The sequence below is a fragment of the Geotalea uraniireducens genome (assembly GCF_027943965.1).
Classification (GTDB): Bacteria; Desulfobacterota; Desulfuromonadia; order Geobacterales; family Geobacteraceae; genus Geobacter; species Geobacter uraniireducens.
Genome location: NZ_AP027151.1, coordinates 1,139,794 through 1,160,272 on the forward strand (window position 1 = coordinate 1,139,794; position 20,479 = coordinate 1,160,272).

Genomic DNA, 20,479 nt, shown 5'->3' on the forward strand with positions numbered 1-20,479 from the left:
GTGCCTGCCGGGACAAATATCCCTCTTTCCCGGGAGAAACGAACTGACAAGGAGTTACCGATGACCGACATCCTCGAACTTTCCGCCACCGCCACCCCTGCGGAGATCCTCCGCGCCGGGCTCGCCGCCGCCGGCGGGCCGGTGAAGCTGGCCTGCTCCTTCTCGGTGGAGGACGTGGTCCTGGTCGACCTGATCGCCGAACTGGGGCTGCCGATCGGCACCTTCGCCCTCGACACCGGTCGGCTCAACGAAGAGACCTACGAGGTGGCCGAGGCGCTGGCCGACCGCTACCGGCTCGCCATCGACTGGTACTTCCCCCGCCACGAGGCGGTGGAGGCGCTGGAGCGGGAGCGGGGGCCGTTCTCCTTCCGCCGGTCGCTGGCCGAGCGCCACCACTGCTGTCAGATCCGCAAGGTGGAACCGCTCGGCCGGGCGCTCCACGGCCTGGCCGGCTGGGTCACCGGGATGCGCCGCGAGCAGAGCGTTACCCGGAGCGGGCTGCGGGCGATCGAAATCGACACCGTCAATGGCGGCATCGTCAAGATCAACCCGCTCCTCGCCTGGGACGAGGCGCAGGTCTGGGCCTACGCCGAGAGCCGGCGGCTGCCGGTCAACCGCCTCCACCGTCAGGGGTACCGCTCCATCGGCTGCGCCCCCTGCACCCGGCCGGTCGCCCCCGGTGAGCATCCGCGGGCGGGGCGCTGGTGGTGGGAGGCGGCGGAGCATAAGGAATGCGGCCTCCACCGGCGGAGGTGAACCGCGCCTTTTCCGCCAGCTCGACGGAAGGCTTCGGGGCTCCGTGTGCGGCGTAGCGCTGCTACGCCTCCGTGTCGCTCCTCGACAGCCTTGATCTGACGAAAAAACGCGGTTCAGCCACCATCGGCTAACCCCCCTCCATGCCGACATGCCGCCCCCGTAGGGGCACCCCCCCGTGGATGCCCTGCAGGTGCGGGTGTCCTCGGCAATCACGGCGCCGGTTCCAACCGGGGCAGGCACGAGGGCCAGGGCAGGCACGGGGGCCTGCCCCTACGGATGAAATGCCGATGGGGCGGGCGGGACCGTAGGGGCGAAAAATTTTTCGCCCTTACGGCGTCAGAAGAAAGCCTCCCCTGACAAGGAGGTTTGGAAGGGGTTGAGGTTCGACGGCAGAAAATCCGACTAACAATGAAAGCACCACAAAAAACACCGCAAACATACCGGCCGTGGCGTGTGCGTCAGCTCAAGGCGCACACGCCGCGGCCGCAGGAGGCCCCATGTACGACCATCTCGACGAATTGGAAGCCCAATCCATCTACATCTTCCGCGAAGCGTACCGGAAGTTCGACAACCTCGCCATGCTCTACTCCATCGGCAAGGACTCGACCACCATGATCCACCTGGCGCGGAAGGCGTTCTTCGGCCGGATCCCCTTTCCGCTGGTCCACATCGATACCACCTACAAATACCCGGAGATGATCGCCTACCGGGACCGGATGGTTAGGGAGTGGGGGGCGGAGCTGATCGTCGGCCGGAACGAGGCGGCGCTGGCCGCCGGGACGGGGCCGGAGCAGGGACGGCTGGCCTGCTGCGCGAAGCTCAAGACCGAGGGGCTGGCCCAGCTGATCGACCGGCACGGTTTCCACGGCCTCTTCCTCGGCATCCGCCGCGACGAGGAGGGGAGCCGGGCCAAGGAGCGGGTCTTCTCCCCCCGCGACAAGAATTTCGAGTGGAGCTACAAGGACCAGCCCCCCGAGCTGTGGGACCAGTTCAACACCAGCTTCGCTCCCGGCACCCACGTCCGCGTCCACCCGATCCTCGGCTGGACCGAGCTGAACATCTGGGAGTACATCCGCCGCGAGGGGATCGAGCTCTGCCCGCTCTACTTCGCCCGGGACGGCAAGCGCTTCCGCTCTCTCGGCTGCATGCCGTGCACCCGGCCGATCGACTCCACCGCCGCCACGGTGGACGAGATCATCGCCGAGCTCAAGACGATCAAGGCGCCGGAGCGGGCCGGCCGGGCGCAGGATCAGGAGAATGCGTATGGGATGCAGAGGTTGCGCGCCAAAGGCTACATGTAGGGGGGAAACGTCCCCTTTTCCGCCCTGGCTGCGTAAGTCTTCGGGACCGCTTGTGCGACGTAGCGCTGCTACGTCTCCGCGCCGTCCCTTCGACAGCCTTGCCAGGACGAAAAATTGAACGTTTCCCCGGTCGGTGGTTGTTTGGAAAACCGGGTAACCCCCTACGCAGATGCTGGCGTCGATGGTGTTGGGGCTGGCCTTGCGTCTGCCCTGGTTTCACCGCCCTACGCCGACCAGGGGGCTTCGAAAATAATAGTAAAGGAACCCTTATGAACCAGCCCGAAACGTTGAAAATTGTGATCGTCGGCCATGTGGACCACGGCAAGTCGACCCTGATCGGCCGGCTCTTCTACGATACCGGGGCGATCCCCGAGAGCCGCTATGCGGAGATCGCTGCCACCTGCAAGGCGCAGGGGCGGGAGTTCGAGTTCGCCTACCTGATGGACGCCCTGGAGGAGGAGCGGGAACAGAATATCACCATCGATACCGCCGCCACCTTCTTCAGGACGGCCACACGCCCCTACGTGATCATCGATGCCCCGGGGCACAAGCAGTTCCTGAAGAATATGATCACTGGCGCCTCCTCGGCCGACGCGGCGATTCTTCTGGTGGACGGCGTCGAGGGGGTACGGGAGCAGACCCGCCGCCACGCCTACGTCCTCTCGCTCCTCGGCATCCGCCAGGTGGTGGTGGCGGTCAACAAGCTCGATATGGTCGGCTACGACCGGCAGCGCTTCCAGCAGGTGGAGAACGACATCCGCGCCTTCCTCCATTCGGTGGCCATCGTCCCCGCCCACGTCATCCCGATCTCCGCCCGGGCCGGGGAGAACATGGCCCGACGGCTCGGCGGTACCCCCTGGTACGACGGCCCGACGGTGCTGGAGGCCCTCGACACCTTCGAGAACGTCCGCGCCGACCGGAGCCTGCCGCTGCGGCTGCCGGTGCAGGACGTCTACACGTGGGACGGCAGGCGGATCTATGCCGGCCGGGTGGAAACCGGCGAAGTCCGCCGCGGCGACGAGGTGATCTTCCTCCCCTCCGGCAAGATCACCCGGATCAGGAGCGTCGAGAAGTGGGGCGCGCCGGCGCTGGAGGCTGCCGGCGCCGGCGAGTGCATCGGCGTCACCACCGAGGACGAGCTGTTCGTCGAGCGGGGGGAGGTGATCGCCCGCCGCGGCAGCGCCCCGGTGAAGAGCCGCGAGCTGCTGGCGAGCATCTTCTGGCTGGCGGACCGGCCATTCCGCACCGGGCAGAGTTACCTGCTCAAGCTGGCCACCGCCGAGGTGATTGCCACCGCCGTGGCGATCGAGGAGCGGCTTGATTCCTCGACCCTGGAGGTGACCGAGCGGCAGGCCGCCGAACTTCTCCCCACCGAGGTCGGGAACGTCCGCTTCCTGCTGAAGAGCGACTGGGCCTGCGATCTTTACGGCGACAACATCCGGCTGGGGCGGTTCGTCATCGAGGCCGGCCCGCAGATCGGCGGCGGCGGGATCATCCGCAGCGTCGTCGACGAGGCCGGCAGCGCCGTCCAGCGAATCAACCTCGACGAGCAGTTCATTGCCGGCGACGAGGGGAACCTGGTCGACCTGACCCGGGCCCGGAGCGCCGTCGAATTCGACGTCACCCCGGCGTTTCTCGACGCCCTGGCCCGGGGGGACCGGGTGCTCTTCCGGCTCCGCGACCCGGGGCAGCTGGCGCCGCTGGCGCTGCTCGCCTTCGAGCATCGCCTCGCCTTCAGCTTCAGCCGGGAGGGCGACCGGGCGCTGGTGGTGCTGTACCGCGAGCCGCCGCTGGCAGCGCCGGAGGAGCCGCCGGCGGTGGTCTTCTGAGCGGCAACGGATTATGCTTCACCGGACGTGCGTTTTCCCCTATTATTACCCATTGCGCGCGCCACCGTTCCGTATCGTCCCCTCCACCCATCGAGGGGGGATAATCGGCGGTAGGGGCAGGCCCCCGTGCCTGCCCTGGTTTTGAGGCGCGCCGTCCGGGTTTTGAGGCGCGGCGCCATGATTGCCGAGGGCACCCGCACGGGCGCCCCACCGCAGGGAGACCATGAACCAGACAACCAAACCCATGAAGATCGCCGTGGCGATGAGCGGCGGGGTCGATTCCTCCACCGTCGCCGCCCTGCTCAAGGAGCAGGGGTACGAGGTGCTCGGCATTACCATGACCCTCTTCGACCGGGGATCCGGCGAGGAACGGCCGAACGACGCCCGGCTGGTCGCCGATTTCCTCGGCATCCCTCACCACCAGGTCGATTTTTCCGCCGAGTTCGCCCGGCTGATCGTCGCCGATTTCCGCAGCCAGTACGATCGCGGCGAGACGCCGAACCCCTGCGTCCGCTGCAACCGCTTCGTCAAGTTCGGCCTGCTGCTCGACGCCGCCCAAAGGCTGGGGGCCGACTTTCTCGCCACCGGTCACTACGTCCGGACGACCACCGACGCTGCCGGCGTCCATCACCTGCGGAAGGCGGCCTGCGCCGCCAAGGACCAGTCCTATTTCCTCTACACCCTGACCCAGCCGCAGCTCGCCCGGGTGCTCTTCCCCCTCGGCGACCTGGCGAGCAAGGACGAGGTGCGGCGGCTGGCGACGGAGTTCGGCCTGCCGGTGGCGGCGAAGGGGGACAGTCAGGAGATCTGCTTCGTCCCCGGCGACGACTACATCGCCTTCCTCGAAGAGGCGCCCGGCTTCGCCCCCCGCCCCGGCGAGATCATCCACGTCGACGGTACGGTGGTCGGCCGTCACCACGGCATTCACCGCTACACCGTCGGCCAGCGGCGGGGGCTCGGCATCGCTTGGCGGGCGCCGCTCTACGTGGTGGCCCTCGATCCGCGGCGCAACGCGGTGATCGTCGGCGAGCAGGAGCTGCTCTTCGCCGCCGGGCTGGTCGCCGCCGAGGCGAGCTGGACCGTCGCCCCGCCGGCGGCGGAGTTTGCCGCCGACTGCAAGATCCGCTACCGCCACCAGCCGGTGCCGTGCCGGGTCCGCCTCCTGGCCGGCGACCGGCTGGCGGTCCGTTTCGCCACCCCGCAGAAGTCGGTCACCCCCGGCCAGGCGGTGGTCTTCTACCGTGACGACGAGGTGCTCGGCGGCGGGCGGATCGTCGCGCCGCTCCGGGGAGAGGAGGGGGCCGATGCAGCTGCGGATCAATGAGCGGCTGGTCGATGTCCCGGCCGGCGCCACCATCGCGGTCATCCGCGACCGCTGCAAGCCCGGCGCCGACGTGCTGATCCGCAACGGCTTCCCGGCGCCGCCGGAGACGCCGCTGGTCGAGGGGGACGAGCTGTTCCTGATCCGCCGCGGCGAGCTTCCGACGCAGGAGGAGCTCGAATACCAGCTGGTCGCCCGCCACACGCCGCGGGTCTACGAGCGGCTCAAGGAGGCCCGGGTCGGCATCGCCGGGGTCGGCGGCCTCGGCTCCACCGTCGCCATCGCCCTGGCCCGGGTCGGGGTCGGCCGGCTGGTGCTCGCCGACTTCGACATCGTCGAGCCGTCCAATCTCAACCGCCAGCAGTACTTCGTCGACCAGCTCGGCGAGTACAAGGTCGACGCCCTGACCGCCACCCTGCGGCGGATCAACCCCTACGTCGCGGTGACCCCCCACCGGGTGCTGCTCGGCCCGGAGAACGTCGCGCCGCTCTTCGCCGGCTGCACGGTGGTCGTCGAGGCCTTCGACCGGGCAGAGATGAAGAGCATGCTGGTCGACGCGGTCATGACCGGGCTGCCGGCGACGACGGTGGTGGCCGCCTCCGGGCTGGCCGGCTACGGCCCGAACAACGACATCCGCACCGTCCGGGTCTCCCGCCGCCTCTACCTGGTCGGCGACCTTACCTCCGAGGCCCGCCCCGGCTGCGGGCTGATGGCCCCGCGGGTCGGCATCGCCGCCTCCCAGCAGGCCAACACGGTGATCCGGCTGCTCCTCGACGAAACCGAACCGTAGCGGCGGCTGGAGAATATTCTTCAGCCGGCGGCGATTATCCTCCACCCCTGGCCGGTCCGCTCGGTAGATTGCCGCGTTATTTCGCCGGCTTGCGGCCGCTACGGTCGTGGCACGCTCCTTGATTGATTACCCGGAGAAGTCGGCCGGCGTTGCATTCCGTCGCTGGTCGCGTATAGTGTGCAGCATAGCCGGCGGGCGCCGTCCCGCCGCGCCATCCCGGCCAGCGAAGGTGATCATGGAGAAACCGGCCCTGCCGCGCCCCTTCATCCTGACGGCGTTCATCGTCGTCATCAGCCTGTTCCACTACCTGACGCCGCTCCGGCTGCCGATGCTCCATGACATCTTCCAGCGGCTCTACTACCTGCCGATCATCCTCGCCGCCTTCTGGTACGGCCTGCGCGGCGGCCTCGCCTGCTCGCTGGCGGTCAGCCTCGTCTATGTCCCGCACCTCTTTTTCCAATGGGGCGGGCACGTCGGGATGGAGCTGGAAAAGTACCTGGAAATCGTTCTCTACAACGTCGTCGGCGGGGTGACCGGCTTCCTCTCCCAGAAGGAGCGGGAGCGGAGCGCCGAGCTGCGCCGGACCGCCGCCGGGCTTGAAGAGTCCTACCGCCAGCTGCGGCTCCAGTCGGAGAAGATCCTCGCCATCGAAGAACAGCTCCGCCGGGCGGAAAAGCTCTCCACCATGGGGGAACTGGCGGCGGTGCTCGCCCACGAGATCCGCAACCCGCTCGGTTCGATCCGCGGCACCGCCGAGATTCTCCGCGACGACTACCGGCCGGGGGACCGGAAGTACGAATTCCTCGAAATCCAGATCAAGGAGACCGAGCGGCTCAACCGGGTGGTGGAGGACTTCCTGCGGATGGCCCGGCCGCAGCCGCCGGCGCTGGGGCGCTGCGCCGTCCAGGAGGAGCTGGAGACCATCGTCACCCTGGTGGCCAACGACGCCCGGGAGCGGCAGATCGCCCTGGAGCTGGCGCCGCCGCCGCGACCGCCGATCATCCGCGGCGACGGCGAAAAGCTCCGCCAGGCCTTCCTCAACATCATCATCAACGCCCTCCAGGCGACCCCGGCCGGCGGCCGGGTGACGATCGCCACCACCCTCGTCCCGGCCGGCGACCATCCGACCGGCTGCGAGATCAGCATCCGCGACAGCGGCGCCGGCATGGACGCCGCCACCCGGATGCGGATCTTCGAGCCGTTTTTCACTACCAAGCCCAACGGCACCGGTCTCGGGCTCGCCATCACCCGCAAGATCGTCGAGAGCCACGGCGGCACCTTGGCGGTAGCCAGTGAGCCGGGCCGGGGGACCACCGTCACGATCAGCCTGCCGCTCAGCCGGGGGGCGGAAGAGGAGCGTCCATGAAAGCGAAAATCCTGGTCATCGACGACGACGTCTCGCTGCGCCGGGTCCTCGAATACAACCTCCAGGAAGAGGGGTACGACGTCTTCGCCGCCGCCTCCGGCGAGGCCGGCCTGGAGCTGTTCGCAGCCGAGGGGGCGGCGCTGGTGATCACCGACGTCAAGATGCCCGGCATTGACGGCCTCCAGGTGCTGAAAGAGATCAAGGCCCGCGCGCCGGAGACCCTGGTGCTCGTCATCACCGCCTTCGGCGCCGTCGACATGGCGGTCGAGGCGATGAAGCTCGGCGCCTACGACTACATCACCAAGCCGTTCAACCGCGACGAGCTGCGGCTGACCGTCCGCAAGGCGCTCCAGTTCACCGGCCTCGCCGCCGAGAACCGCCGCCTGAAGGACGAGCTGGCCGAGCGGCGCGACTACCGGACCATCGTCGGCACCTCCCGCGAGATGGAGCAGGTCTTCGCCGTCGTCGGCAAGGTTGCCGCCACCGAGGCGGCGGTCTTGATCACCGGCGAATCGGGCACCGGCAAAGAACTGGTCGCCCGGGCGATCCACGCCCAGAGCGCCCGCCGCGACGGGCCGTTCGTCGCCATCAACTGCGCCGCCATCCCCCGCGACCTCCTGGAGAGCGAACTGTTCGGCCATCTCAAGGGGGCGTTCACCGGCGCGGTCAAGGACAAGACCGGCAAGTTTCAGCTGGCCGAGGGGGGGACGCTCTTCCTCGACGAGGTCGGCGATCTGCCGGTCGAACTGCAGCCGAAGCTCCTCCGGGCGCTCCAGGAAAAAGAAGTCGAGCCGGTCGGCGGCACCCGTCCCTACCGGCTCGACGCCCGGGTCGTCGCCGCCACCAACGTCGACATCGAGGCGGCGATCGCCGCCGGCACCTTCCGCGAAGACCTCTACTACCGGCTGGCGGTGATCCCCATCGCCCTGCCGCCGCTCCGCCGCCGCCGCGACGACATCCCGCTGCTCCTCCGCTACTTCTGCGCCAAGCACGGCAGCGAGCAGGTCGTCTTCGACCGCGAGGCGCTGGCGCTCCTCACCGCCTACGGCTGGCCGGGGAACGTCCGCGAACTGGAGAACACCGTCGAGCGGCTGCTGATCATGCGCAACGGCGACACCATCACCGCCGCCGAGCTGCCGGAAAAAATCCGCCTCGGCGGCGTCGCCGGCAGCCCCGTCGTCCGCCTCCCCGACGACGGTTATCCCCTCGAACAGCTCGAGCAGGAAGTAGTCACCGAAGCGCTTGAGCGGAACGGCTGGAACCAGACCGCCGCCGCCCGCTTCCTGCGGATTCCCCGCCATACCCTCATCTACCGGATGGAGAAGTACGGGATCGTCCCGCCCGAGAAACGCTGATTCCCCCCTGCGGCCGGGGCAACCGCCCCGGCCGGTTTTTCCCTGCCGCTCATTTACCGCGAAGGTGTCTTGCCGAGTCGTTCTGCTAAGCTGGTTTCCTGTATTATTTTCGGAAAAGTTACTATATATGCCAACCTGCTAAAATTATGTGGGATTTTGGTGCGTTTTTGCTTTATTTGGCGGGGGGGATTTGGTATGAGAAAGTCGGTTTGAGAATATTACCAGATCTTGTTGTGTTGCTGAAAAGTGTTTACCTTTTTGGTAAACTATATTATAAGAGGATATCCGAATGGATATTGAGTTTTCCTCCCCTGACATTCAAGCCCTCTGTGAACAACAACGGCTCATGACAAAACAGCTTGGTGACAACTGTAGTCGCAAGCTCCGAACCCGGTTGGCTGATCTGCGTGCCGCGGCCAATGTGGCCGAGCTGACTTCCGGTCGCCCTCATCCGTTAAAGGGGGACCGCGCCAACCAGTTTGCTCTCAATCTGCAGGGGGGCAAGCGTCTCGTCTTTGAACCGGCAAACAATCCCATTCCCACACGTGATGATGACTCCATTGCGTGGGACCTTGTCACAAAGGTCCGCATCGTTTTTATAGGTGACTATCATGACTAAATCTGTAGCGACATTCTCTCCCGACTGGATCTCTCCGCCGGGTGACACGATTCTCGATCGGCTTGAAGAGCACGGTTGGAAACAGACCGAGCTGGCCAAACGTACCGGCTATACCACCAAGCACATCAGTCTGTTGATCAACGGGAAGGCGCCGATAACGGAAGATACAGCGATCAAGCTGGAACGGGTTGTCGGCAGTACCGCTCACTTTTGGCTTACCCGTGAGGCTCAATATCGGGAAGGGCTGGTGCGCATGGCTGAAAGGGATTCGTTAAAGGTCGTAGCGGACTGGCTCAAGGAACTTCCCCTAAAAGAGATGATCAATTTTGGCTGGATTCGGGCTTTTGCCGACAAGGGGGAGCAGGTTGCCGAATGCTTGCGGTTCTTTGGCGTTGCAACTGTTGAACTGTGGAGAAAGGAATATGGAGAGCCTTTAGCGGCTTTCCGTGCTTCCAACAAGTTTGACAAGCATGCCGGTTCGGTAGCGGCATGGCTCCGGCAGGGGGAGCGGAGCGCCGCAACCCTGAAAACAGAACCGTATGATCGAGCGGCATTCAAAGAAGCACTTGGGGCTTTGCGGGCATTGACCAGAGAACCTGACCCTGAACTATTCATTCCAAAATTAATCGAAGCATGTGCGAAAACCGGTGTTGCCGTGATCATCGAACCGGCGCCGAAGGGATGCCCCGCCAGCGGGGCCACCCTGTGGCTCTCGCAGGACAAGGCTCTGTTGATGCTGAGCCTGCGGCATAAGACCAATGACCATTTTTGGTTCTCGTTCTTCCATGAGGCGGGACACTTGCTGCACCATGGCAAGCGGCTGCGCTTCATAGAGGTGGAAGGTGCGCTCAGTAACGAGCATGAGGAGGAAGCCAATGAATTCGCCAGGGATTGGCTAGTCCCGCCCCAGTACTCCAAGGCCTTGGCATCAATGCAGAAATCGGAGGTGGCAATAAGGGCATTGGCCGATGAATTGCGGGTAGCACCTGGCATCATCGTCGGCAGGCTGCAGAATGAAGGGTTGCTGAGATGGGATTCGCGTTTGAACAAAACTCTCAAAGTGCGGTACGAGTGGTGTCACGAGAGATGAAGGGACTGCAACGGACGTTGTTTAATTGTTTAGTAAGTGTCGAGCTAATTAGCAAATAAACAGCGTCCCCCTGAGCCCTGAACCCACCTTATTTATGCCAACCTGTTAAGATTATGTAGGAATTTGCTGGGTTTTTGCTTTGTTTGGCGGGAGGGATTTTGTCTGAGGGGAATACGTCGGATGCGGAGTAATACCAGGGACAGTTCGTACATTGAGGCTGCCAGCGTTGGAAAGCCGGAGAGCAAGTTAACTGGCTAACAACATCCCCTTTGGGGGCCATATAAATGATTGTCAGCTAAACGTCTGACGAGTGACTAAGGGATATTTAGGTAGGGACTCAGAAAAATGAAAAACGTGGCACAACCAAAAAAAAGAGCTACTCCGAGACGCAAAGTGTATGCCGTCGACTTGTTTTGCGGAGCAGGGGGGTTGACACATGGCCTAGTGAGGGCTGGTGTCGATGTCCGTCTGGGCGTGGACATTGATCCGGTTTGTGAGTATCCCTATACTGCCAACAACAAAGCAAAGTTCCTGCTCAAATCCGTGGAGAAACTTGCTGTCTGTGATCTGGAGCGTCATTACAGAAAGAACGGAATCAAGCTTTTGGCCGGTTGTGCTCCGTGCCAGACCTTTTCCACCTACAATCATAAAGCGACGGAATCCGACAAACGCTGGTGGCTTCTGTTGCAGTTTTCGAGACTCGTGGATGAGTTGTCGCCGGAACTGGTGACGATGGAGAATGTTCCACGACTCATCGAACAGAACGTTTTCGACAAGTTCGTGGCCAACCTTGAATTCAAGGGGTATTCGGTCGCGTACCAGGTAATCAATTGCGCCGAATACGGCATTCCCCAACAACGCAACCGCTTGGTATTGCTGGCTTCCAAACTCGGCCCGATCTCACTTCTTACCCCACAGGAATTCGGCAGGAGGCCAAGAACCGTCAAAGAGGCCATCGGTGACTTGCCTCCGCTCAAGGCCGGGACGAGCCATCCGAATGACCCTTTGCATCAGTGCTCGGCTCTTTCCGAAATCAATATGCGCCGTATAAAGGCTTCCAAACCCGGAGGGACTTGGCGTGACTGGCCCAGAGAGTTGGTGGCCAACTGTCACAAAAAATCATCGGGAAAGACCTACCCCAGTGTTTATGGCCGCATGACTTGGGAAGATCCCGCCCCCACGATGACGACCCAATTCTTCGGGTTCGGCAATGGTCGCTTCGGGCACCCGCAGCAAGACAGGGCGATTTCGCTTAGAGAAGGAGCGATTCTGCAGAGCTTCCCAGCGGATTACGAGTTTACTCGGCCGGGTGAACAGGTCTGCCAGAAGTCCATCGGCAGACTGATCGGCAATGCCGTTCCTGTCACGCTCGGAGAGATCATTGGTACCAGCTTGCTGTCGCACGTTTCGGATGCTACCAAGAGAGCGTATCGATCGAAACAGAGGGAAAGACGCGAGGTACGTTCATTCCCTTCTAGGGGGATGACATGAAAGAGTACCGATTGAGCGTGGATCCGCGCATTCTGGAATTGCTCGGGCCGAATCTCTACACAAACATCTATTACGTCTTGGCGGAGTTGATCGCCAATGCATATGACGCGGACGCGAAGAACGTCTACATCATCTCCAATAAAGACGACATCCGTGTCGAGGACGATGGTCACGGAATGTCTTATGAGGCCGGTGATATCGCCAAGTACTTGAATGTCGCAGGTGTCTCTAGAACCACGGAAGACGAATCTAAGACGAAGTCCGGTAGTCGCCGTAAGATGGGGCGAAAGGGTGTTGGTAAGCTGGCAGCGCTCTCCGTTTCGGAAAACGTCGATATCCTGACGGTTGCCGATGGGGAGAAATCCGGATTCGTGTTGTCCCGCCGCCCGGAGAACGGTGACGAACTGAAGGCGATAGAGGACGAGAAGATCGTTTTCGAGCGCATTGAAGATCATGGTTCTGCCATCATCATGCGAAACCCGCAATACCGTCTCCACCAGACTCTGGCCCCGGTCAAACGGAATCTGCTCAAAATATTTCCTCTGGTGGATGCAAACTTCCGGATACACATCATTCGCGGAAACAAGACGGTGACGATCGACGCTTTCGATCGGAGCATCATGGGTGAACTGAGCACCCTGATTACGCTTGGCGACAAGTTTGCGCCACTGTGTGATCTCGTCCCTGACAGTTATCCAGCCAGGCGTCCCGACCTGGTCGCAGCAGAAGCGAAGAAGGTCATGTCGATCACCATGAAGGCCAACGATGGGAAAGAGCACGAATACACACTGGAGGTCTTGGGGTGGATAGGCACCTACAAGACTACTAGAGGACGGAAGGCGGAGTTGACCGACTTCCCGGACAACTTCATTTCGCTTTTCGCCAACGAAAAAATGGGTGAGTTCAACATCCTCCCCGTCGTTGGTCAGAACAAGTTGACCGAGGTGTATGTCGTCGGACAGTTGCATGTCGATCTGTTCGAGTTGACGGAACTGCCGGATATGGCGTTGAGCAACCGGCAGGGATACAAGTCAGACGATCCGCGCTATGAGGCCGTGCGCGAGTTCGTTAGAAATGAGTTGCTTGCCGAAATCCTCAGGAAGCGTAAAACCTACACGGACATAGTCAATGCCGATAAGAAACGACTGAAGGAAGAGGCTCAAAGGAATGATGAAGCGAAATTGAGGGCCGCCGTAGATGGTTTTCGCAAGAATGCTAGCGAAGAAGCGGCTAATGCGTTGGCGGTGCTGGGGGTGAATGCTTCTCGTGAGGCGGTGAAGGACGTCATCTCAAGGTCCATCAATGTTCATAGCCCTGACCTCGGCCTGAAAGCGAAAGTCGATTCGCAAAAGAAGAAGATTCTCATCAGCCAGACTTATCCGGACAAGGCTTTCGCCGACATTATTTATCAGATGCTGGTGTTCAACAACGTTCCGCCCGATGACATCCTATACACCAACTGTGACGACGAAGTTTGCCGTGTGCCGGAAGATCGAGCCGTCTATGACTATCTCCGCGAATTTTTCGTCGAAAGTTATTCGACCCAAAAGATATTCGTGCTATTCGTGACCAGTGAGAACACGAAAGCCTCGTGGGGAGCGATCACGGAGGTCGGGGCATCCTGGATCACCAAGATCGATCACAAGATTTTCAACATCCATCCTTTTCGTCCAGAGCATCCTCTTAACGACGAGATGCAGTGGCAGAGCACCAATCGTACGGAGCCGACGAATGGCGATCTGTGGATGATCAAGCTGAATGCCGACATTTTCTGCCAGAAGATAGAAGCCGTCTGTGACTCACTTGACTACAAGAAAAAAAACCGCACCCAAAACATGGATCACTTGGGAACGCTCGTCTCCATCAGGGACAGGATATGAACATCGGTTGCTGAAGGTAAGCGGAAGTGGACACCGTTGACAAACAAGCGCGTTCAAGAATCATGTCCAGGGTCGGTCAAAAGAATACCGGTCCGGAGATGAGACTTCGAAGGTCGTTGCACAAAATTGGGTTGCGATATCGGCTTCACGACAAGAAGTTGCCGGGAACTCCGGACATTGTCTTCCCTCGCTTCAAGGCGGTTGTATTCGTACATGGTTGTTTTTGGCACCGACACGGTTGTAAGGCAACCACGCCGCCCGGAACCAATGTAGATTTCTGGCGCAAGAAATTCGATGAGAATATCGCCAGAGATCGACGGAACACTGAGTCCCTTCGGAACGCGGGGTGGAGGGTTGCCGTAATATGGGAGTGTGCTCTCAAGAAGAAATGTGCTGACCCCGATGTGATTGCGAGATTGGTGTGCGAATGGTTGGCTTCTGGGGAAGAATATAATAAAAATCTAACCATACCTGATTCCCGGGGAACCCCCTAGGGGACGTTGTTAGTTTGTTAAGTATCAACCCGCCTAGTTAGACAATACTCCTCAAGTTGCGCACATATTTGACGATATAACATGTAAAAAAAGGACGACCGCTTGGTTGCTGAGAATGGTCGTCTTTTTGTTTTCTTGGAAGAATTACGTGGAATTACGCCCTTGGGGCCACTACATGGGAGGGAACAATGAACGTTTTGAAAATGATGAAAACAGGGATGCTCGCCGCGGTTGTCGCACTGGCGGGTTGCGCCTCCCAGAACGCCTACCGGTCTGCTTTCTCCGAGAAAACCGCCATTGTCGGCAACAGCCACACCGTCGAGGCCCCTGCCGACCGGACCCTCAAGATTGTTAAACAGGCCCTGGTGAAGCAGAATTTCAACGTGGAGCGTGCTGACGCGGCCTCCGGCCTGGTCAAGGCTACCCGCAGCCTGCAGGACCCGAACGACAAGGAGGTGTCGTATGACGTGAATGTCTCTGCTGACATCGCCGAAGGAGCCACCCCCGATCAGAGCGTCATTACACTGGCCGCAAGTGAAAAAACGGTGCTCCACACGTCCCATCACACCTGGTGGCACCTGCTCTGGATCTTCCCCCTTTTCCCCACCGGCACGGAATACACCACCGTAGTGACCAAGGAGGGGGACATAACGGATGCCTCCTTCTACAAGGATTTCTTCGGCAAAATCGAGCAGGCGGTTACTATCGCGAAGGCTGCGGAGAAAGCTGCCGCCGAAGCCAAGGCCGCAGCCGAGGCAAAGGCGGCGGCAGAGAAAGCCGCTGCGGAGAAGGCTGCTGCGGAGAAGGCTGCTGCGGAGAAGGCTGCTGCTGAAGCCAAGGCCGCCGCTGAAGCGAAGGCCGCCGCTGAAGCCAAGGCAGCGGCAGACGCGAAGGCAGCGGCAGAGGCGAAGGCGGCGGCAGAAAAGGCGGCTCTCGCCGCGAAGGTTGCGGAGATCGCCAAAGCGGCCAGCGATGAAACCGCACCGGCAGTTGCTCCCGCCTCTGCAACCGCTGCGGTTGCCAATCCCTGACGTTCTTCAGGAGACCAGGAGGGGGATGGGGTTGTTATAGTTCACGTTTGGCGTATTCTCTCTGTTGGGGGGGCACCATGAACATTCCCGTAGACAAGAACCGAAGCTGGGTGGCGGGGCTGCACGAAGGAATCCAGCTGCTCGATCGGGACCGGCAACGCGCCATCATGCAGCCGGCCGGGGCGGCGTGCGCTACGGACCTGATATCGCTCTGCGCCAAGTACCTGGGCAAAGAGGTGCGCTCCCTGGAGGACCTGGTGACGGGGTGGAATGCCCTCCGGGAAAAGCGCAACCTGCAAGGGCGGTGGGTCTTCGAAGGGGGTGGCATCCGGGGCATTTTCGGCGAATGCGGCTGTCCGCTCGTCCGTTCCGGGCTGATCGAGCTCCATCCGGTCCAATGCTATTGCTCTCAGGGGATGATGGAAACGATCTTCTCGCGCGTGACCGGCAGGGCGGTCGAGGTGGAGATCGGGCGGGCGATCGGCAGGGGGGATGAGGTGTGCGATTTCTTTGTGAACTTCGAGAGCCCTCGCCCCGACTAAGGCAAGCGAAACTCTTTCCCTGCCACACAAAACAAACCCCGCTTCAGCCCCCCCTGTCTGCAGGTCACTCCCCTGGCTTGCCGCAAGCGCTTTTTGCGCGAGGGCAAGGCAGGGGAGGCTTTGATGGCGTGGCGCTACTTGCCGCCCAGAGCAGTTTGTACCTTCTTCAATACCTCAATATTTTTTTGCAGAGCGGAGACGTTTTTCTGCATGTCGGTGATGGTCGTGCCGAGTTCGGCGACGCTGCCGAGCATCCCGCCGCTTTCCGTTGCCTGCTGGAGCAATTGGTTGCCGAGATCTCCCATCTGGGCGTTTGCGCTGCGCCCGGTTACCGACCCGCAGAGGTAGCCGCCGGCAAAGATTGCCGCAACGATTCCGACGCGAACAGTGTGCAGGATCATTTTACGTGACATGGTAACTCTCCTTTTTTGGTTGGGGTGACTGGCGACTGACGTGGCTCCTGGTCGGCTTACTGATTCTGCACCATCACCAGCTGGGCTGGCATGGGCGCGGGGAAGCCGGCCGCAGCAAGGCTTTCCCGGATGGCGCGATTGCCGTCGAAGTAGACCTGCCAGTAATTGTCGTTATGGCAGAATGGCCGCACGGCCAGTACCGGGCCGACCAGGGTGAACTCGAGAATTTCAACCTGAACCGACGGGTCCGCCAGCACGTTGGGTATCGCGGCCAGTTTTTCCGTCAGCAGCTTCATGGCGGCAACGTGATCCGCGCCGCCCGCCAACTGGCATTTCAACTCGACCCTGCGGTACGGATTGGTGGTGAAATTCTGGATGGTATCGCTGAAGACCTTGCTGTTACCGACCATCGTCATGATGTTGTCCGGGGTGTTGATTGACGTGACGAACAGCCCGATCTCCTTGACGGTCCCCGTCACTCCGGCCGCCGTGACGAAATCGCCGACCTTGAAAGGATGAAGCACGACGAGAAATATCCCGGCGGCGAGGTTGGAGAGCAACCCGCCCCAGGCGGCACCGATGGCGATACCGACACCGGCGACCAAGGCGGCAAAGGTGGTGGTCTGGATGCCGCAGTAGCCGAGGATGGCGACAACCAGGATGATGTTCAGGGTCACGGCAACGAAGTTGCCGATATAACGCATCAAGGTGGGATCGACCTTCTGTCGCTCCAGAGCCCCCTGCAGCATCCGGCCCGCAAGGCCGATCAGCCATCGGCCGATCAGCCAAAAGAGAATCACCGAAACGAGTTTCGTGCCGTACTCTGTGGCGTAGGTTACCGCAAGCTGTTGGTATTGCCCCATCTGATCCATACGCACCTCCGCTGACTCGTGTTGTTGACGATGCTATTGCCCTAATTTTTAACCTGTTTTGCAGCATTCCCCCGGATGTGTGATTAGTTTACTGTAATCTGCCGGCTTTGCTACTGTTGCTGGAGTGCCGTTCGAAAACCTCCCGGGGCAAACCCCTCTGCTGCGCCCTTATTGAGTACTCTCCACCAAACCATCCAATCAGCCCGTATAGTTAGCCAATCCTCCTAAAGTTGCGCACATATTTGACGATATGATGCTGAGTGGATGCGTATATGGCCGTTTCCGGCCGCCGGAGCGTTGCTTCACCGTCGATTCGTTCTTTGACTGTTCGTCTCAATTCAGGCTTTACGGAAAACCATGTGGCAGGATGAAAGGAGATTTCATGGGACCTGGTCGATTGCTTGTTATGCTTATTTTTGCTGTGGCAGTCTTTGCGCTCGCCGGATGCGAGGGCGGGGGCGGCACCACCACTTCCGTTCAGTTCCTGCCGAATATGGATCAGTACCTTACCCCGCTGGCCCCTCCGGGGGCCCGTTTCGAAACATTGAACCCCGGTCTGGCCGACAAGCCGGACTGGCTGGCCGGCCAAGCGGTCACGAGCGTGAAAAGTCCGGACAACAAGACCCTCCTGGTGCTGACGAGCGGCTATAACCGCGTCTATACCTCTACCCCCAGCACCCCCTATCCGTGGTACTCGCCGGATTCCAACGAATACGTATTCATTTACGACATTTCAACGAACACGCCGATCAAAAAACAGGTGGTGACGATTCCCAACAGCTACAACGGGATTGTCTTCGACCCGTCGGGTAAGGCTTTCTACGTGAGCGGGGGGGTGAGCGACAACGTTCATGTCTTTTCTCAGGGCGCCGACGGCATCTGGGCGGAGGTCAACGCGCCGCTGGCCCTGGGCCACAACAACATGGGGAACGGCCTTCCCTGGAGCGCCGACTTCGGGAACGGTTCCATCAACCTCCAGATCGGCGTGAAACCGTGCGCCGCGGGGCTGGCCATCTCCCGCGACGGCAAGACCCTGGTGGTCGCCAATTACTACAACGACTCGATTTCGGTCTTCAGGGGCGGGCTCAACAACTGGGGGCCGGCAACGGAGCTGGACATGCGCCCGGGCAAGAGCGGCGGGACCGTGGGGGAACCGGGCGGCGAATACCCGTTCTGGGTGGCCGTTAAAGGGACGGAGGCCGACGGGACCGCAACCGCCTATGTGTCGAGCATCCGCGATCGGGAGGTCGTCGTCGTCGATCTGAACGGCGCTTTAGGCGTGAAGGCCCGGGTCAAGGTGGTGGGCCAGCCGAACAAGATGACGCTCAACCGCGACCAATCGCTTTTGTATGTGGTCGAAGACCAATCGGATAGGATCGACATCGTGCGCACCAGCGACAACACGCTCGTCGGCACCATCCCCGTCATCGCCCCGGCGGCGGCCTTGCCCGCCTCGCTGGCCGGCTTTACCGGCGCAAACCCCAACAGCGTCACGCTCTCGCCCGACGAGAAACGCCTCTACGTGACGAACGGGAACCTGAACTGCGTCGCGGTGGTGAACCTGGATGCCGCCCGCACGGGCGGGCAGGTCGCCGGGCTCATTCCCACCGGCTGGTATCCGAACTCCGCCAGCATCAGTGCGGACGGCACCTGGATGTACGTGATCAACGGGAAATCGGCGACCGGGCCGAATCCCGATTTCCGCTACAGTTACGGGCCGCCTTCGCGCCCGAATGGCTTCCTGACGAACCATTACAATCCCCAGTTGACCAAGGCCGGGCTCCAGAGTCTGCCGCTTCCCGCTGCTACGCAACTCTGGCGGCTGACGGCGCAGGTCGCCGCCAACAACCGCTTCTCCTATGCCGATGGCGCCAGGGACCAGGAGGTCATGAAGGTGCTTCAGGCCAACATCAAGCACGTCATCTTCATCATCAAGGAGAACCGGACCTACGACCAGATCCTGGGCGACCTGGAAAAAGGCAACGGCGATCCCGCCCTGGCCGAATTCGGCGAGCCCTATACTCCGAATATGCACGCCATGGCGCGCGCCTTCGTCACCCTCGACAATTTCTACGATACGGCCGAAGTGAGCAACGACGGATGGGCGTGGACCACGTCGGCCCGCGCCCCGGACGTGGTCGAGCGTCAGTATGCGGTCGCCTACGCCAGCCGGGGCCTCAGCCTGGATACCGAGGGGACCAACCGCAGCGTGAACGTTGCCTACAAGACCCTTGCCGAACGCAAGGCGGCCAATCCGCTCACTCCGGACGACGACGATCTGCTGCCGGGACAGACCGACGTGGCGGCGCCGGATGGGCCGAACAACGAAGTGAACAAGGGGTATTTGTGGGATGCAGCGCTGCGCCGGGGGCTCTCGGTCCGCAACTATGGCTTTTTCGTCGACCAGACCCGCTACAATGTTCCCCTGGCCGCCGGCGGCATTCCTCTCGTGAAGGCGCCGGCTTCCACCGGCACCCAGGTCGCCTACCCCGCCAGTGCCGCCCTGGCCCCTTACACCGACATCTATTTCCGCGGGTTCGACAACTCGTTCCCCGATTATTACCGCTATAAGGAGTGGGAGCGGGAGTTCGATGCCTATGAAACCGCCGGCAACCTGCCGACGCTCAGCCTCGTCCGCTTCATGCACGATCACACCGGCAACTTCAACACGGCGATCGACGGCGTGAACACTCCGGAATTGCAGCAGGCCGATAACGACTATGCGGTCGGCCTGCTCCTGGAGAAGATTGCGAACAGTCCCCGCTACAAGGACAACACGCTGGTCTTCGTCATCGAAGACGATTCCCAGGACGGCGGCGACCACGTCGATTCCCACCGCAGCATCGCGTTTGTGGCCGGCGCGTACGTGAAGCGGGGCGCGCTCGTCTCTTCCCACTACAACACCATCAACTTCCTGCGCACCATCGAGGAGGTCCTGGGGCTCCCGCCGATGAACCTGAACGACGCCCTTGCCCGGCCGATGACCGATATTTTCACCACAACCCCGGCCCCCTGGAGCTTTGTCGCCAAGCCGGCGCCGATTCTTGCCGGGACGACCCTGCCGCCGTTCGCCGCCCTCTCCCCCGTCAGCAGGGCGCGGGCGCCGAAATCGACCCATGACGCGCGGTACTGGGCACAGGCGACCAGGGGGATGGACTTCTCGTCCGAGGACAAGTTCAATTTCGCGCAGTACAACCGCGTGCTGTGGAAAGGGCTGATGGGGAACAAGCCGTATCCCGCAGCCCCGAGCGGCAAGGACCTGCGCCGGAACCGCAAGGAGCTGCTGGCTCGTTACCATCTGGCGCTGAAATAGCTCGCCCCTCCCCGGC

At 61.7% G+C, this 20,479-nt stretch carries 17 protein-coding genes; 15 read left to right on the forward strand and 2 right to left on the reverse strand.

Going from position 1 to position 20,479, the window contains the following annotated elements; genetic code table 11:
- Positions 1–18 precede the first annotated feature (18 nt).
- From QMN23_RS05380 to QMN23_RS05445, 14 genes are all read left to right on the forward strand, one after another.
- Positions 19–756 (forward strand): phosphoadenylyl-sulfate reductase, encoded by a 738-nt coding sequence (locus QMN23_RS05380; protein ID WP_282003817.1) that lies wholly within the window; start codon positions 19–21, stop codon positions 754–756.
- Positions 757–1,253: 497 nt separating this feature from the next.
- Positions 1,254–2,057 (forward strand): sulfate adenylyltransferase subunit CysD, encoded by an 804-nt coding sequence (gene cysD, locus QMN23_RS05385; protein ID WP_282002393.1) that lies wholly within the window; start codon positions 1,254–1,256, stop codon positions 2,055–2,057.
- Positions 2,058–2,326: 269 nt separating this feature from the next.
- Positions 2,327–3,886 carry a sulfate adenylyltransferase subunit 1 gene (locus QMN23_RS05390; RefSeq protein WP_282002395.1) on the forward strand — a complete coding sequence of 520 codons (1,560 nt, stop codon included), beginning with the start codon at positions 2,327–2,329 and terminating at the stop codon, positions 3,884–3,886.
- A 223-nt stretch (positions 3,887–4,109) separates the two neighbouring features.
- Positions 4,110–5,210 carry a tRNA 2-thiouridine(34) synthase MnmA gene (gene mnmA, locus QMN23_RS05395; protein WP_282002397.1) on the forward strand — a complete coding sequence of 367 codons (1,101 nt, stop codon included), beginning with the start codon at positions 4,110–4,112 and terminating at the stop codon, positions 5,208–5,210.
- Positions 5,191–5,997, forward strand: coding sequence for a sulfur carrier protein ThiS adenylyltransferase ThiF (gene thiF, locus QMN23_RS05400; protein ID WP_282002398.1), 807 nt, complete (start codon positions 5,191–5,193; stop codon positions 5,995–5,997). The genes mnmA and thiF overlap by 20 nt, the downstream gene beginning before the upstream one ends.
- A 235-nt stretch (positions 5,998–6,232) precedes the next feature.
- Complete coding sequence (locus QMN23_RS05405; protein WP_282002399.1) at positions 6,233–7,363, forward strand: two-component system sensor histidine kinase NtrB; 1,131 nt, start codon at positions 6,233–6,235, stop codon at positions 7,361–7,363.
- Positions 7,360–8,718, forward strand: coding sequence for a sigma-54-dependent transcriptional regulator (locus QMN23_RS05410; protein WP_282002400.1), 1,359 nt, complete (start codon positions 7,360–7,362; stop codon positions 8,716–8,718). Before QMN23_RS05405 ends, QMN23_RS05410 begins: the two co-directional genes overlap by 4 nt.
- Before the next feature lie 289 nt (positions 8,719–9,007).
- The gene (locus QMN23_RS05415) at positions 9,008–9,337 is read left to right on the forward strand and encodes a type II toxin-antitoxin system RelE/ParE family toxin (protein WP_282002401.1); all 330 of its coding nucleotides are present in this window, start codon (positions 9,008–9,010) and stop codon (positions 9,335–9,337) included.
- Positions 9,330–10,427 carry a helix-turn-helix domain-containing protein gene (locus QMN23_RS05420; RefSeq protein WP_282002403.1) on the forward strand — a complete coding sequence of 366 codons (1,098 nt, stop codon included), beginning with the start codon at positions 9,330–9,332 and terminating at the stop codon, positions 10,425–10,427. Before QMN23_RS05415 ends, QMN23_RS05420 begins: the two co-directional genes overlap by 8 nt.
- Before the next feature lie 345 nt (positions 10,428–10,772).
- Positions 10,773–11,918 (forward strand): DNA cytosine methyltransferase, encoded by a 1,146-nt coding sequence (locus tag QMN23_RS05425; RefSeq protein ID WP_282002405.1) that lies wholly within the window; start codon positions 10,773–10,775, stop codon positions 11,916–11,918.
- Positions 11,915–13,798 carry an ATP-binding protein gene (locus tag QMN23_RS05430; protein WP_282002407.1) on the forward strand — a complete coding sequence of 628 codons (1,884 nt, stop codon included), beginning with the start codon at positions 11,915–11,917 and terminating at the stop codon, positions 13,796–13,798. The genes QMN23_RS05425 and QMN23_RS05430 overlap by 4 nt, the downstream gene beginning before the upstream one ends.
- 26 nt (positions 13,799–13,824) lie before the next feature.
- Positions 13,825–14,292 carry a very short patch repair endonuclease gene (locus QMN23_RS05435; protein WP_282002409.1) on the forward strand — a complete coding sequence of 156 codons (468 nt, stop codon included), beginning with the start codon at positions 13,825–13,827 and terminating at the stop codon, positions 14,290–14,292.
- Positions 14,293–14,480: 188 nt separating this feature from the next.
- Positions 14,481–15,323 carry a hypothetical protein gene (locus QMN23_RS05440; RefSeq protein ID WP_282002411.1) on the forward strand — a complete coding sequence of 281 codons (843 nt, stop codon included), beginning with the start codon at positions 14,481–14,483 and terminating at the stop codon, positions 15,321–15,323.
- 77 nt (positions 15,324–15,400) lie between these two features.
- Positions 15,401–15,865, forward strand: coding sequence for a hypothetical protein (locus QMN23_RS05445; protein WP_282002412.1), 465 nt, complete (start codon positions 15,401–15,403; stop codon positions 15,863–15,865).
- 134 nt (positions 15,866–15,999) lie between these two features.
- On the opposite strand, the gene QMN23_RS05450 is transcribed toward QMN23_RS05445, so the two are convergent.
- The gene (locus QMN23_RS05450; RefSeq protein WP_282002413.1) at positions 16,000–16,278 is read right to left on the reverse strand and encodes a hypothetical protein; all 279 of its coding nucleotides are present in this window, start codon (positions 16,276–16,278) and stop codon (positions 16,000–16,002) included.
- Between the two features lie 56 nt (positions 16,279–16,334).
- Complete coding sequence (locus tag QMN23_RS05455) at positions 16,335–17,150, reverse strand: mechanosensitive ion channel family protein (protein WP_282002414.1); 816 nt, start codon at positions 17,148–17,150, stop codon at positions 16,335–16,337.
- 382 nt (positions 17,151–17,532) lie between these two features.
- Here QMN23_RS05455 and QMN23_RS05460 point away from each other — a divergent pair, with 382 nt between their 5' ends.
- Positions 17,533–20,463 carry a beta-propeller fold lactonase family protein gene (locus QMN23_RS05460; RefSeq protein WP_282002415.1) on the forward strand — a complete coding sequence of 977 codons (2,931 nt, stop codon included), beginning with the start codon at positions 17,533–17,535 and terminating at the stop codon, positions 20,461–20,463.
- The last annotated feature ends 16 nt before the right edge of the window (positions 20,464–20,479 follow it).

Bases quoted from the DNA above. Each gene is read 5' to 3' on its own strand.
- cysD (WP_282002393.1), top strand. From the start codon at position 1,254: ATGTACGACCATCTCGACGAATTGGAAGCCCAATCCATCTACATCTTC.
- QMN23_RS05390 (WP_282002395.1), top strand. From the start codon at position 2,327: ATGAACCAGCCCGAAACGTTGAAAATTGTGATCGTCGGCCATGTGGAC.
- mnmA (WP_282002397.1), top strand. From the start codon at position 4,110: ATGAACCAGACAACCAAACCCATGAAGATCGCCGTGGCGATGAGCGGC.
- thiF (WP_282002398.1), top strand. From the start codon at position 5,191: ATGCAGCTGCGGATCAATGAGCGGCTGGTCGATGTCCCGGCCGGCGCC.
- QMN23_RS05405 (WP_282002399.1), top strand. From the start codon at position 6,233: ATGGAGAAACCGGCCCTGCCGCGCCCCTTCATCCTGACGGCGTTCATC.
- QMN23_RS05410 (WP_282002400.1), top strand. From the start codon at position 7,360: ATGAAAGCGAAAATCCTGGTCATCGACGACGACGTCTCGCTGCGCCGG.
- QMN23_RS05415 (WP_282002401.1), top strand. From the start codon at position 9,008: ATGGATATTGAGTTTTCCTCCCCTGACATTCAAGCCCTCTGTGAACAA.
- QMN23_RS05420 (WP_282002403.1), top strand. From the start codon at position 9,330: ATGACTAAATCTGTAGCGACATTCTCTCCCGACTGGATCTCTCCGCCG.
- QMN23_RS05425 (WP_282002405.1), top strand. From the start codon at position 10,773: ATGAAAAACGTGGCACAACCAAAAAAAAGAGCTACTCCGAGACGCAAA.
- QMN23_RS05430 (WP_282002407.1), top strand. From the start codon at position 11,915: ATGAAAGAGTACCGATTGAGCGTGGATCCGCGCATTCTGGAATTGCTC.
- QMN23_RS05440 (WP_282002411.1), top strand. From the start codon at position 14,481: ATGAACGTTTTGAAAATGATGAAAACAGGGATGCTCGCCGCGGTTGTC.
- QMN23_RS05445 (WP_282002412.1), top strand. From the start codon at position 15,401: ATGAACATTCCCGTAGACAAGAACCGAAGCTGGGTGGCGGGGCTGCAC.
- QMN23_RS05450 (WP_282002413.1), bottom strand. From the start codon at position 16,278: ATGTCACGTAAAATGATCCTGCACACTGTTCGCGTCGGAATCGTTGCG.
- QMN23_RS05455 (WP_282002414.1), bottom strand. From the start codon at position 17,150: ATGGATCAGATGGGGCAATACCAACAGCTTGCGGTAACCTACGCCACA.
- QMN23_RS05460 (WP_282002415.1), top strand. From the start codon at position 17,533: ATGGGACCTGGTCGATTGCTTGTTATGCTTATTTTTGCTGTGGCAGTC.